Source organism: Paraburkholderia sp. BR13444 (assembly GCF_040948755.1).
Lineage (GTDB): Bacteria > Pseudomonadota > Gammaproteobacteria > Burkholderiales > Burkholderiaceae > Paraburkholderia > Paraburkholderia youngii.
Window position 1 is genome coordinate 134,130 of sequence record NZ_JBFPKM010000018.1, and the last position, 12,686, is coordinate 146,815.

A 12,686-nucleotide genomic window follows, 5' to 3' on the forward strand; every position below is an offset into this window, starting at 1 on the left:
CTCTCTCGTCGCTTATCTGTAAATCGGCGCGCGCTTTTCGAGGAACGCGCTGATGCCTTCGAGACCGTCGCGATGATGCAGCGACGCGACGAAGTTGTCGCGCTCGGCGACCAGCTGATCCGCGAGCGGCTGCGTGCCGGCCGCGGCGATCAGCCCTTTGATGCGGGAGACCGAATTGGGCGAAATCGCGCCGAGCTCGTCGGCCCACGCGAGCGCGTTATCGAGCGCGGCGCCGGCTTTGGTGAGCCGGTTGACGACGCCGAGTTCGTGCAGACGCGCGGCGCCGATCGGTTTGGCTTCGATCAGTACCTCGGTGGCCAGCTGACGCGGCAGCGACTGCGCGAGGAACCACGAGCCGCCGCCGTCGGGCGTCAAGCCGACGCGCGCGTACGACATCGCGAACTTGGCGTTGTCCGCGGCGACGATCAGATCGCAGGCGAGCGCGAGCGAAAATCCTGCGCCGGCCGCCGCGCCTTCCACCGCGGCAATGACCGGCTTCGACGACAGGCGCAGCGCCGAGATCCATTGAGCGAGCATGTCGATGCTATCGGCCTGCACGGACGGATCTTTCGCGCGATTTTCGAGCAGCCGGTTCAGGTTGCCGCCCGCGCAGAAAAAGTTGTCGGCGCCGGTGATCACAACGGCACGAATCGACGGATCGCGCTCGACGGTATCGAATGCCTCGATGCCGGCCGCGTACATATCCGGATGCAGCGCATTGCGCGCACCGGGATTCGAGAGCGTGAGGACCAGCGTTGATTCGCTGCTGGCGGGGCGCGAAGCGAGCAGGGCGGCGCTCATGATTGGGTCTCCGTTTGAATGTCGGCGGCGTCTCGCTGGGTGAGCGAGAGGCCGAGTTGCGCGCGTCTTGCGAGCCACGGCGACGGCCGATAGCGCGGTTCGCCGAGCACGCTGTGCATGTTGCGCAGGATCGTGAGAATGGTGGCGGCGCCGAGCGCATCACCGAGCGCGAGCGGTCCGCGCGGATAGCCGAGACCGAGCATCACGGCGAGGTCGATGTCCTGTGGCGTTGCGATCTGCTTTTGCGCAATGTCGCAGCCGATATTGACGATTGTCGCGACCACCCGCTGCGCGACGAAGCCGGTCGAATCGCGGATCACGGTGACGGGGATGCCGTCGGCCGCGAACAGCGCATGCGCGCTGTCGCGCGCGGCGCGTGTCGTGGCCGGCGTGGTCATCAGCGTGCGGCGTTGCGCGCCGACGAGCGGGAAGAGTGCGTCGACGGCGACGACGCGGCTCGCGTCGAGCGCTTCGTCGACCGCTGCGGTGGTCGCGTCGTGGCCGAACGGCGTGACGACGATCAGCGAACTGGCGGCGGGCGTTGCGCCTTCGTCGAGCTTCACACCCGCTTTGCCGACCAGTTGCACGACGGCCTCATACGCGTCGCGATAGCGCCGGCTGACCCACACGCTTTGCGGCAGCGTGGCCGGCGCGGGTGCTTCGGCGGGAACCTGTTGTTTGCCGTCCACGTAGCGATAAAAACCTTCGCCGCTCTTGCGGCCGAGCAGTCCGCCCGACAGCCGCGTGCCCGTAATCGGCGACGGCGTGTAACGCGGCTCTTCGTAGAACTGGTGATAGATCGACTCCATCACCGGATGGGACACGTCGAGCGCGGTCAAGTCCAGCAGTTCGAATGGGCCGAGGCGAAAGCCGGCCTGCTCGCGCATGATGCGATCGATGTCCGCAAAGCTCGCGATACCTTCGCTCGCCACGCGCAAGCCCTCGGTATTCATGCCGCGGCCCGCGTGATTGACGATGAAGCCGGGCATGTCCTTCGCGCGCACCGGCGTGTGGCCCATACGGCGGGCGAGATCCATCAGCGCGTCGCCGGCCTCGGGGTCGCTGCGCAGGCCGTCGATCACTTCGACGACCTTCATGAGCGGCACCGGATTGAAGAAGTGATAGCCGACCACGCGTGACGGATCGGTGCAGCCCGCGGCAATCGCGGTGATCGACAGCGACGACGTATTCGACGCGAGGATGCAGCGGCCGCTGACCACGGTTTCGAGCTCGCGAAACAGTGCCTGCTTCACCTCGAGCTTTTCGACGATCGCCTCGACGATCAGATCGCAGCCGACCAGTTCGCTCACCGCCTGCACGCCGCTGACGTTGGCGAGCGCGGCGAGCGAGCGCGACTGCTCGAGCTTGCCTTTGGCCGTCAATCTGGCAAAAGTCTCCGCGAGATAGTCGCGCGCGGCGCCGACGGCGGCCGCGTTGGTGTCGTAGAGCCGCACACGCAGGCCAGCGAGCGCCGCGATCTGCGCGATCCCGCGGCCCATCGCGCCAGTGCCGACGATGCCGATGGTCTCGATGCTGAAATTGCGAGAGTTCATTGAGATGCCCGACTTCATGGTTATTTTAGAATAGCACGATCGTGCAGTTTCTTGGATGATTCGAGGGAAAGCCGCTGCTTCGACCTCGACGCGCGGTCTCACACACCATGACACAAGGAGACACCCGATGATCAAGCTGTACGGTTTTGCACTTTCCAACTACTACAACAAGGTCAAGTTCGTGCTGCTCGAGCATGGCATCGAGTTCGAGGAGCACCTCGTGAAGCCGAGCCAGGACGAAGCGCTGCTCGAGCATTCGCCGCTCGGCAAGGTGCCATATCTGCAGACCGAGCACGGCGATCTGTGCGAGTCGCAGTGCATCGTCGAGTACCTGGCCGCGCGTTTTCCCGACAAGCGGATCTTCTCCGCCGATCCGTGGCAGGCCGCCAAGGAGCGCGAAATGATCTTCTTCGTCGATGTGCATCTCGAGTTGACGGTGCGCAATCTGTACAAGGAAGCGTTTTTCGGCGGCACGGTCAGCGACGCGACGAAAGGGCGCATCGAGAAGCTGCTCACGCATCACATCGCCGGCTTCAAGCGGATCGCAAAGTTCGCACCGTATCTGTGCGGCGAGCAATTCAGCGTCGCGGATACCGCCGGTTACGTGAGCCTGCCGCTCGTCGGTATGGCGACACAGACCATTTACGGCCGCGATTTTCTGCTCGAAGCGGGGATCGACTGGAAGAGCTACGTGAAGACGATCAACGCGCGGCCGGCTGCGCAGCGCGTGACCGAGGATCGCAAGGCCTGTGTCGCGGCGTCGCGGGCGTCCTGAGGCGCTGACGGCAGTGCGGTGAAGCGCGCATGGGTGTGAAGGGCACATCCGTGCCGCAAAGCGCGATGGCGAGGAACGCAGGTTCGTTCGTGGCATCGCGCAACGCATCCTAGAGCCGCGTGAGCCGTTCGAGCGCGGTAGCGAGCGTGCCTTCCTGCTTGGCGAAGCAGAAGCGCACGACGCCCGACTCGTGAGCCTCGTGATAGAACGCCGAGACCGGAATCGCCGCCACGCCGATCTCGCCGGTCAGCCATTGCGCGAATTCGGCTTCAGGCAGGTCGCTGATCGCAGAATAGTCGACGCACTGAAAGTACGTGCCCGTGCACGGCAGCAACCGGAAGCGCGAATTCGCGAGGCCCGCGCGGAAGAAGTCGCGCTTGCGCTGATAGAACGCCGGTAGCTCCACATACGGCGCCGGGTCCAACATGTAATCCGCGAGGCCGATCTGCATCGGTGTGTTGACGGTGAACACGTTGAACTGGTGCACCTTGCGGAACTCGGCGGTCAGCGCGGCGGGCGCGGCCACATAGCCGACTTTCCAGCCGGTCACGTGGTAGGTCTTGCCGAAGCTCGACACGACGAAGCTGCGCTGCGCGAGTTCCGGGTAACGCGCGACGCTTTCATGCGGCGCGCCGTCGTAGACCATGTGCTCGTACACCTCGTCGGACAGGATCAGCACGTTGGTGCCGCGCACGATCTCCTCGAGCTTGCGCATATCCTGTTCGCGCCATACCGTGCCGGTCGGATTGTGCGGCGTGTTGATCATGATGAGCCGTGTCTTCGGCGTGATCGCGGCGGCGAGCTTGTCGAACGGGATTGCGTAGTCGGGTGCGTCGAGCGTGACGAAGACCGGCTTGCCGCCCGCCAGTTCGATCGACGGCAGATAGCTGTCGTAGGTCGGTTCGATCACGATCACTTCGTCGCCCGCATGGACCGTGCAAAGAATCGCGGTAAGCAACGCCTGCGTGGCGCCCGCGGTCACGGTGATTTCGCTGTTCGCGTCGTAGCGGCGGCCGTACAGATTCGCGATCTTGTCCGAAATCGCCTGACGCAGCGGCAGCACGCCGGCCATCGGTGGATATTGGTTGTGGCCGTCGCGCATCGCGTTCGCGACCGCGTCGACGATGCGCGGATCGCAGGCGAAGTCGGGAAAGCCCTGACCCAGGTTGACCGCGCCTTTTTCCGCGGCGAGCGCGCTCATCACGGTGAAAATCGTCGTGCCGACGTTCGGCAGGCGAGACGGAAACGTGGGGCTCGTGGGCGTGTCGTGCGGTGCGTTCATGGCTTCGTGGGTAGCGGGGCGATAAGGTGGGCCTGGTTTGTCCGGATTCTCGAACTGTGTTGCGATGGGCGAAGCCTGATTGTAGGGAATCGCGACACGCTGTGCGCGCCGCGGGCGTTACCTACGGGCGGCCGGCTTCACGCGCTGACGGCCTCGCCCCCAGCATTCTGCACGATGCCGACTTCCGCGGCGAACGGTGCCGGCGGGGCGATCCTGAAGCCGAAATCGCGCGCGATGCGTTTCGCGAGCTTCAACACCGCACGGTCTTTCGACACGAGCCAGTCGGCCCGAGCCGCATGCGCGAGCTCGAGAAACTTCTGGTCGTCGCGATCCTTGCATTGGGGCAGTGGCCGGGCGTGATCGGTGGACTCGGTCGGCTCGGGTGGCGCAGGCGGCTCGAACAGTTGGGCCAGCCGCGCGACCACCGCGAGCGCAGCCGCTTTGTCGACGTTGCGATGCGCGAACTGTGGATAGTCGAGCACGTAGGCGAGCTCGGCGAGGCAACGCGCGTCGATTAGCGCGGTAAGCGCGCGACTTTCGAGCGCGGCGGCGATCGGCCGCGTGTGCGGGTCGTCGAATACGAGAATATCGATCCACACATTGGAATCGAGTACGACGCGCAACGCGCCGCTTGAGGCGAGGGAACCGGGCATTCGTTACAATCGGGCTTTCGTCTTTGACCGCCAGGCACGGCGTGCCTGCAAGCCTCTATGATAATCGTTCTGTCGCCGGCGAAATCGCTCGACTACGACACCCCGCCGCACGTCAAAAAGCACACGATCCCCGATTTCGTCGATGACGCCGCTGAACTGATCAGCGGCCTGCGCCGTTTGTCGCCGCAACAGATCGCTTCGCTGATGAGTATTTCCGATCAGCTCGCGCACCTCAATTTTCAGCGTTACGCGGACTGGTCGCCGCAATTCGGCACGCACAACGCCAAGCAGGCGGTGCTCGCTTTCAACGGCGACGTGTACGAAGGTTTCGATGCGAAGTCGTTGTCGTCGGCCGATCTCGACTATGCGCAAAATCATGTGCGCGTGCTGTCGGGCCTCTATGGCCTGCTGCGTCCGCTCGATCTGCTGCAGCCGTACCGGCTCGAAATGGGCACGCGCTTCGTCAATCCGCGCGGCAAGGATCTCTACGCGTTCTGGGGCGAGCGGATCACGCACGCGTTGAATGCGCAGTTGAAGAAGAATGCGGCCACCTCGCGCGTGCTGGTCAATTGCGCGTCGGGCGAATACTTCAAATCGGTCAAGCCGAAGCTGCTCGACGCGCCGGTGGTCACGCCGGTGTTCGAAGACTGGAAGGGCGGCCGCTACAAGATCATCAGCTTCCATGCAAAACGCGCGCGGGGCTTGATGGCGCGCTTCGCGGTGGAAAACCGCCTCGATCGTCCCGAGCAGCTGAAGGACTTCGACACCGAAGGCTATGCGTTCAGCGCCGAAGCTTCGAACGACTCCACTTTCGTATTTCGCCGCCGCGTCGCGGAATGAGCATGTCGCTGCACTAACAAGGCAGCGCGCAATCAGGCAGGGAAGACTCTGATGACCTTATCGATTACGAGCAATTTCGACGCAGGCGCAATCGATGTGCTGTCCTGCGAGGACGCCGGCAATATTCGACTGCGCGTGCGGCCCGACAGCCACGCCGAGTTCGCGCAGTGGTTCTATTTCCGCCTGTCGGGCGCGGCGGGCGAGCGCTGCGTGATGAGCTTCGAGAACGCCGCCGCGTGCGCGTTCGCGGAGGGCTGGCGCGACTATCGGGCAGTCGCGAGCTATGACCGCGTGAACTGGTTTCGCGTGCCGACCTCGTACGACGGCCGCGTGCTGACGATCGACCATACGCCCGATTTCGACAGCATTTATTACGCGTACTTCGAACCGTACAGCGAGGAGCGACATGCCGAGTTTCTCGGCGCCGTGCAGCAGATGCCGCACGCGTCGCTGACCGAGCTCGGCAAGACGGTCGAAGGCCGGCCGATTTCGCTGCTCACGCTCGGCACGCCGCCCGCGGACGATGCCGCCAACGCCGCGCCCAAAAAGAACATCTGGCTGATCGCGCGCCAGCATCCGGGCGAGACGATGGCCGAGTGGTTTATCGAAGGGTTGGTGAAGCGCCTCGTGGGCTGGGGAGACTGGGCGGGCGACCCGGTCGCGCGCAAGCTGTACGATCACGCGGTGTTTCACATCGTGCCGAACATGAATCCGGACGGCAGCGTGCGCGGCAATCTGCGCACCAACGCGGCCGGCGCGAACCTGAACCGCGAATGGATGGAGCCGGACGCCGCGCGCAGTCCCGAGGTGCTGGTGGTGCGCGACGCGATCCACGCGACAGGCTGCGACCTGTTCTTCGATATTCACGGCGACGAGGCTTTGCCGTATGTGTTCGTGGCGGGCTCCGAAATGCTGCCGGGCTTCACCGAGCGGCAGGGGCGCGAGCAGAAGGCGTTCATCGACGCGTTCAAGCACGCGAGTCCGGATTTTCAGGACAAGTATGGCTATGCGGCGAGCAAGTATCGCGAGGATGCGTTGAAGCTTGCGTCGAAGTACATTGGCAATGAATTCGGCTGTCTGTCGCTGACGTTGGAAATGCCGTTCAAGGACAACGCGAATCTGCCCGACGAACGCGTGGGCTGGAACGGTGAGCGCAGCGCGTCGCTTGGCGCCGCAATGTTGCAGGCGATTCTGCGCCACGTGGAGACGTTCGCCTGAATAAGCGGACGGCTGGACACAAAAAAAGAGGCACGCACGGAAAAAGTGCGTGCCTCTTTTTTATTGGGGCGGCTGATCGGACGGTGGCGCGGCTCGATCAGCGCCAGATGCGGTTAGCTCTTCTTCTTCGAACTCTTGTTTGCCGATTTGCTCGGCGTCGTGCGCGACGATTGGCCCGAGCCTGACTTCGACGACTTCTTCGGCGTTTTGCCGCCAACCGCGTGCTTGCCTTTGCCGCTTTTGTGCTTGCCCGATCCCTCGCTGTGCGCGCGGTTCGGCGGCACCGGGTCGTTCCAGCTGAACGCGAGCATTTGCGATCCCACGTAGCCGCAGCGGAATTTCAGATCGGCGGGCTCGCCCGAGTTGTTCTGGCGCACACCGACGCCTTCGACGGTGACGATGCTGTCCACCTTGACGCGCTGCTTGCCTTCGTCGAACGAGTCGTTCCACGGCGTGACGGACGAGTGCGCGCTGTCGAACGAACTGGACGGAAATTCGACGTGGTCGAACGCGGTCGACGTGCTCGCGACGAAGTCGCCATGCGCGGCGCAGTCCGCGACGAGCGGATCCGCGTGCATTTCGGTGATAAATCTTTTGACGAGGTCGTTGTGCTGTTCGAGCTGATCAGCGAATGCGGGAGCCGCGCAGATGAGCGAGAGACTCGCTGCGCAGGCTGCCAACCGGCCGATCGCCCGCAGCAACCGGCTCGGTACATTGGTGCGATCCATCTAGTTCTTTAGACGCAAATGGGAGATGAGGCAAATAAGATGCCCCGCGCAAGGGTTGAGTTCAATGTTGCTGCAAATATTCTGTCTTGTCCTGACGGGCGTGCCAGGAAAGTCTCCAGCGACGAGGCGCTGATTATCACAGATCCGCCACACGCGACGCCAAAGCGCGCATTCTCAGGTGCGCGGGCCGCCCAGGCGATAGCGCCGCACGTCGTAGGTGGTCACCCACGCCGGACGATAGACCGCGATCAGCGCGGTCGCCATGCCGGTGAACCATGCTTCGCCGGTGGCGAGCAGCAGCACGCTGAGCGCGTAGCCGACCGGCACCACGGTCATCGAACCGCCGGACACCGCGATGTGGAGGCAGAGTGCAGCCGCGGCGGTGAAGGACACGGCGATGGCGGGCGAAACGAAGCCCTGGCCGAAGATGAACATGAAAAGGTTGCGCGGCAGCCACGCGGTGCAGATGCGCTGGAGCAAGGTCGACACGGCGACGGGCAGGGCGCCGTACACGAGGAACGTCAGCGCAATGCCTTGCCATGGCGCATCGAAGACAGCGGCGGCGAGGCCCGTGACCAGCGCCATCGCGATCAGGGCGAGTCCCCAGTCGAATAGCGTGACGACGAGCGTGGCGCCGAGAAGGTGCATCACGGTGCCGTCGTCGAGCCAGGCGTTGCTCGCCCACAGCACCGACACCGCGACGATTATTGCGAGCCAGACATGCTGGAGCGTGCCGTCCTGAAGTCTTTTGAAAGGATTTTTCCACAGCGCGAGCGCGATCACCATCGCGGTGGCAATCCAGCCACCGACAGCGACCCAGAATGGAAGCGGTGTGTAGAGGAAACCCATGAGTCTCATATTACTCGTTGGACGACAAAAGGTGTGAGCGGATTCCATGCCAGCCCACCCTCGACCCTGCACGCATGCCGCTGCGGACATGCGGATGTTCTAACCGTACGCACGGCGCGACCCGCGTCATGCGGAGTCCGGCCTGACCGACTTGCGCGCGGGCCTGCCGTGTGGGGTTTCACCGTACGAAGTGGCGGGCTCCGCGGCCATCGGCAGCGCGCTGCTGGTGTCGCTGCCGGGCAACGGATACTGGAAGCGCGCGCGTTGGCGTCGCCGGAGCGGAACCGGGCCAGGCTGCCCGCGTGTGACCGGCCGCGCGCCGTGCTCGCCGTTGTTGCGCAGCACTTGCAAATGATTCGTGAGCCAGCCGTTGTAAATCGCGACCGCGGCGGCGCGATTGGGCGCGCCGAGTTGCTGGAATATGCTCGTCAGGTGGATCTTGACCGTGCCTTCGCTAATGCCGAGCGTGCGGGCGATCATCTTGTTGGTGCTGCCCATGTGCACGCAGCGCATGATCTGCTCTTGCCGCGGCGACAGCCCGCTCGAGAGTTTGTTGCGGCGGGGCGGCGGACTTTCTTCATCGAACGTACGGATCGTCGTGTCGGTCGGCAGCGGCGGATCGATCGCCAGCGCGCCGGGCGGCACGTAGTGACCGCCGAGCAGCACCATTTCCAATGCGCGCACGATCAGGCAGGGATCGGTGTCGCGTGGAACGACGCCGAGCACACCCTCGTCCATCAGCGCACGTACGAGCGCGGGCAAGGTCCCGTCGGTGAGCACGCTGATGCGCAGGTCGGGAAAGTGGCTGAGCAGCGCGCGAACTTGTGCAACCGACATCCAGTCCTCCCAGTCGATCACGACGAGATCCGGCCGATAACGCTTGAAAGGACGTTCGAGCAAACGCCATTCGTCGGCCTCGGTGAAGCGCGCCAGCCGGTCGATCTGCCGCAGCAAGGCTTTGAGTCCATCACGTCGTTCTGCATTTGAATTGAGAATCGCGAAGCGCATGCATGTCTCCAGATGTATCGGGCGAAATGGCGCGACGCATCTGTGGGATTCGTAAAGCTGACCCGATCACGGCGATGCGTCACCGTGCCTATGATGACAAATTCCCTCCGTTTTGACGGCTGTCCAAAAGGCATAAGAAAAGCGGACATTCAACGAAAAAAGCCCCGTATAAACGGGGCTTTTTTGCGATAAGGTGGGGATGTGGACGCGGGATTAGTGGAAATGTGGTTGCGCGGGCTCGGCGTCCTCGGGCATTTCCGCGTGGACGATTTCGCCGAGCGGGTCCGCATACAGCGGCACGCCGCAGTCGTCGCAATATTCCGGCTCGAAGCGGCCCGCGTGGCGGCGCACATCCGTGATGCCGGTTTCCTTCAGCAGCGCGACGATTTCCTCCAGCGGCTCGTCCGAGCCGGTGACTTCTTCCGGCTCCTCGTCGATGCCCGCCTCGCCGTTTTCGCGGCCGTAGAGCGGCCACACGACACCGTAGATCACATCGTTGCTGCCCTTGCGCGTGAAGCCGACGCGGTACTCGTCGATGCGCCGTTCACCGAAGCCGGCGACCACCGCGCGCAGATCCTGCGGCGTCGCGCCAATGGTGTCGAAAAGATAACGCACGGCGGTCCGCACAGTGTGCGGACGCACGCTTTCGTCGGCGTCGCGGCAGGCCGAGTAGTAAGCATCCGGCAGCAGACATTCGAATTCACAGCCCGGCAGCACGACCGACAGGTTCGCGCCGCCTTGCGTGGCCCATTGCTCGAGACATTGGCCGCGCTCGATCCGCGTGCCGTGCTCTTCTTCCTGCCACCGAAACGTCGCTTCGCCGACGGGCGCGGCGACTACGGCAAGCAGAAAGCGCGGGTCCGCCAGAATCGGCGAGGTCTCCGGCAGTTCGCCGAAATTGAGCTTCGCGTTGCCGCCGCTGACCGCGGCTTGCGCAAGTTGTTGGGCGATGCGCCAGGTTTCGACGTGATGGCGCGGCAACTGGTCGATGCTGTACAGGAACGGAGCCATTGCCACTCGCGTGTTCGCGGCGAGCACGTGCGCTTGCAAGTGTGCGCGCAGGGCGTCGGCGGCGTCGGACTTGAGCGGGCCGGACGGGATCACGTAGCGGGTCCAGGCGAGCACGGGAGCTGCGATCAGCAGCGCTTCGTAAGACACGCCTTCGTGTTCGATGACGAACGATTCGCTATGCGTTTCCGCCATGTCGGCCAGCGCGCCGTAGGCATCCGGATGGTTTTGCTGCAGATGGTCGAGCGCGGCGTCCAGCGTAGTCTGGTTGGCGTTGCGCACGACTTTGGCCAGCAGCGCGTCGAGCTTCGCTTCCCAGAAGCGATCTTCGGTACGGCTGCCCGACGCGAAAAGCGCGAGCGAGAGACCGACGAGCTTGTCGGCGTCGGGAGGGAGACGTTTGGCGATTCGCGAGCGCATAAATCCAGAAAAATTGGGGGCACGGAACCTTATATTCTAGTCTTTTCCAGGCAGCTAGATGGCTTGGTCGGCAATCTTCGGGCGGATTCGAACTCTTTCATCTAAAAAAATGCGTTCGCCGCTGGCACGTCGCGCGCGACTCGTAACGCCCTGGCCGGATGGGATACGACACCCCGGACGCCCGACTCGCTTCTATACTTACGGCGTTTAGCGGGCGCCTGACGGGCGTGTGTCATTTGATCGCCACGTCTGGCGCAACAGGAGATCCATCGTGAAATCGGACCAATTAATCGAGCGACTAGCCGCCGTATTCGCATTGATTGTGCTCGTGGGTGGGTCGCTGCTAGTGCTGGCGCCATTTACGACCGCGCTGCTGTGGGGCGCGATCCTCAGCTACAGCTCCTGGGGACTCTACCGGCGACTCACTGGCGTGGTTGGTGGCCGGCGCAAGCTGGCCGCGACCTTGATCGTGCTGATCATTCTAGTCGTGGTGCTCGGGCCGTTCGTCTATGCGGGTTTCGCGTTCGGCACGCATGTTCATGAGATCGTCGCGCTGGTGCAAAGACTGTTCGAGTCGGGGTTGCCCGATCTGCCGCCGTGGGTGCAGCGGATTCCGCTGGTTGGTTCGAGCATCGAAGCTTTTTGGGAGCGCTTGACCAGCAGCAATTCTGAGCTGATTGCGCAGTTGCGTACGCTCGCCGCGCCGGCTGGCAAGTGGATTTTGGCGGCGGCGCTGGCGGTGACGCATGGGCTGGGGCTGCTCGCGCTGAGCATCGTGCTTGCGTTCTTCTTTTATACCGGGGGAGAGGGGGCGGCTGCGTGGCTGAACGCTGGCATGCGTCGAGTCGCCGGTGAGCGCGCCGAGTATCTGCTGGCGCTGGCGGGCAGCACCGTGAAGGGTGTGGTCTACGGGATTCTTGGTACGGCCTTGGTGCAGGGGGTTCTCGCGGGATTCGGTTTCTGGATGGCAGGCGTACCGGCGCCGGCGTTGCTCGGGCTCGCGACGTTTTTTCTGTCGGTGATACCGGGCGGTCCGGTCGTTGTCTGGTTGCCGGCAGCGATCTGGCTCTACCAGGTTGGGTCGACTGGATGGGCGATTTTTCTGGTTGTATGGGGTCTGCTTGTAGTCGGCATGGCGGACAACGTCATCAAGCCGATCCTGATTGGCAAGAACAGTGACATGCCCCTGATTCTGGTCATGCTTGGCATCCTCGGCGGCGCGTTTGCGTTTGGGTTTCTTGGTGTTTTCATCGGCCCAACGTTGTTGGCGGTCGCTCATACCGTGCTGCATGATTGGACGATCGGCGCATCCGGGGCGCAGACGGTGGCGTCAGAAGTCAAAGCGCCAGCGATAGACGATCCGGGCCGAGTGGGAAAGGCCCCCTAAGGAAAACCCCAGGATACCACTTGCAAGTTCTGGCCGCGGCGACTAGAATTCCGCTCTTTCGTGCTCCGGACGCCGGGGCGCGGAGAGGCGGGAAGCCTTTGTTGGCGAGGGCTTCAGCGGCGTGGGCAGGTTAAGCAAGTGATAAAAACCTGTTGACGATCCGG

Annotated in this window: 12 protein-coding genes; 4 read left to right on the top strand and 8 right to left on the bottom strand. The window is 63.6% G+C overall.

Annotated features, from left to right (window positions below; genetic code table 11):
• Positions 1-12: 12 nt before the first annotated feature.
• Both AB3X95_RS33500 and AB3X95_RS33505 read right to left on the bottom strand, forming a co-directional pair.
• On the bottom strand, positions 13-801 hold the full coding sequence (locus tag AB3X95_RS33500; protein ID WP_176366877.1) for an oxepin-CoA hydrolase, alternative type: 789 nt from the start codon (positions 799-801) through the stop codon (positions 13-15).
• Positions 798-2,354, bottom strand: a complete 1,557-nt coding sequence (locus AB3X95_RS33505) for a 3-hydroxyacyl-CoA dehydrogenase (RefSeq protein WP_184227617.1) — start codon at positions 2,352-2,354, stop codon at positions 798-800. Before AB3X95_RS33505 ends, AB3X95_RS33500 begins: the two co-directional genes overlap by 4 nt.
• 127 nt (positions 2,355-2,481) lie before the next feature.
• Between AB3X95_RS33505 and AB3X95_RS33510 the strand changes: the two genes are divergently transcribed.
• Complete coding sequence (locus AB3X95_RS33510) at positions 2,482-3,129, top strand: glutathione S-transferase family protein (protein WP_368623520.1); 648 nt, start codon at positions 2,482-2,484, stop codon at positions 3,127-3,129.
• 109 nt (positions 3,130-3,238) lie between these two features.
• Here AB3X95_RS33510 and AB3X95_RS33515 read toward each other — a convergent pair whose 3' ends face one another.
• Both AB3X95_RS33515 and AB3X95_RS33520 read right to left on the bottom strand, forming a co-directional pair.
• On the bottom strand, positions 3,239-4,411 hold the full coding sequence (locus AB3X95_RS33515; RefSeq protein WP_184227615.1) for a pyridoxal phosphate-dependent aminotransferase: 1,173 nt from the start codon (positions 4,409-4,411) through the stop codon (positions 3,239-3,241).
• Between the two features lie 137 nt (positions 4,412-4,548).
• The gene (locus AB3X95_RS33520) at positions 4,549-5,064 is read right to left on the bottom strand and encodes a putative toxin-antitoxin system toxin component, PIN family (protein ID WP_368623521.1); all 516 of its coding nucleotides are present in this window, start codon (positions 5,062-5,064) and stop codon (positions 4,549-4,551) included.
• A 57-nt stretch (positions 5,065-5,121) separates the two neighbouring features.
• On the opposite strand from AB3X95_RS33520, the gene yaaA reads away from it, so the two are divergent.
• Positions 5,122-5,904, top strand: coding sequence for a peroxide stress protein YaaA (yaaA, locus tag AB3X95_RS33525; RefSeq protein ID WP_184227613.1), 783 nt, complete (start codon positions 5,122-5,124; stop codon positions 5,902-5,904).
• 51 nt (positions 5,905-5,955) lie between these two features.
• Entirely contained in the window at positions 5,956-7,122 is a 1,167-nt protein-coding gene (locus AB3X95_RS33530) for a carboxypeptidase family protein (RefSeq protein ID WP_176121333.1), read from the top strand.
• 113 nt (positions 7,123-7,235) lie between these two features.
• On the opposite strand, the gene AB3X95_RS33535 is transcribed toward AB3X95_RS33530, so the two are convergent.
• The 4 genes from AB3X95_RS33535 to AB3X95_RS33550 all read right to left on the bottom strand — a co-directional run bounded on the left by AB3X95_RS33535 (position 7,236) and on the right by AB3X95_RS33550 (position 11,135).
• Positions 7,236-7,850 (bottom strand): BspC domain-containing protein, encoded by a 615-nt coding sequence (locus tag AB3X95_RS33535; RefSeq protein ID WP_176366872.1) that lies wholly within the window; start codon positions 7,848-7,850, stop codon positions 7,236-7,238.
• Between the two features lie 174 nt (positions 7,851-8,024).
• On the bottom strand, positions 8,025-8,699 hold the full coding sequence (locus tag AB3X95_RS33540; RefSeq protein ID WP_368623522.1) for an energy-coupling factor ABC transporter permease: 675 nt from the start codon (positions 8,697-8,699) through the stop codon (positions 8,025-8,027).
• Between the two features lie 126 nt (positions 8,700-8,825).
• Positions 8,826-9,707 (bottom strand): LuxR C-terminal-related transcriptional regulator, encoded by an 882-nt coding sequence (locus AB3X95_RS33545; RefSeq protein WP_368623523.1) that lies wholly within the window; start codon positions 9,705-9,707, stop codon positions 8,826-8,828.
• Positions 9,708-9,920: 213 nt separating this feature from the next.
• Positions 9,921-11,135, bottom strand: a complete 1,215-nt coding sequence (locus AB3X95_RS33550; RefSeq protein ID WP_184227610.1) for a DUF2863 family protein — start codon at positions 11,133-11,135, stop codon at positions 9,921-9,923.
• Positions 11,136-11,406: 271 nt separating this feature from the next.
• Between AB3X95_RS33550 and AB3X95_RS33555 the strand changes: the two genes are divergently transcribed.
• Positions 11,407-12,522, top strand: coding sequence for an AI-2E family transporter (locus AB3X95_RS33555; RefSeq protein WP_176121337.1), 1,116 nt, complete (start codon positions 11,407-11,409; stop codon positions 12,520-12,522).
• Positions 12,523-12,686: the final 164 nt, after the last annotated feature.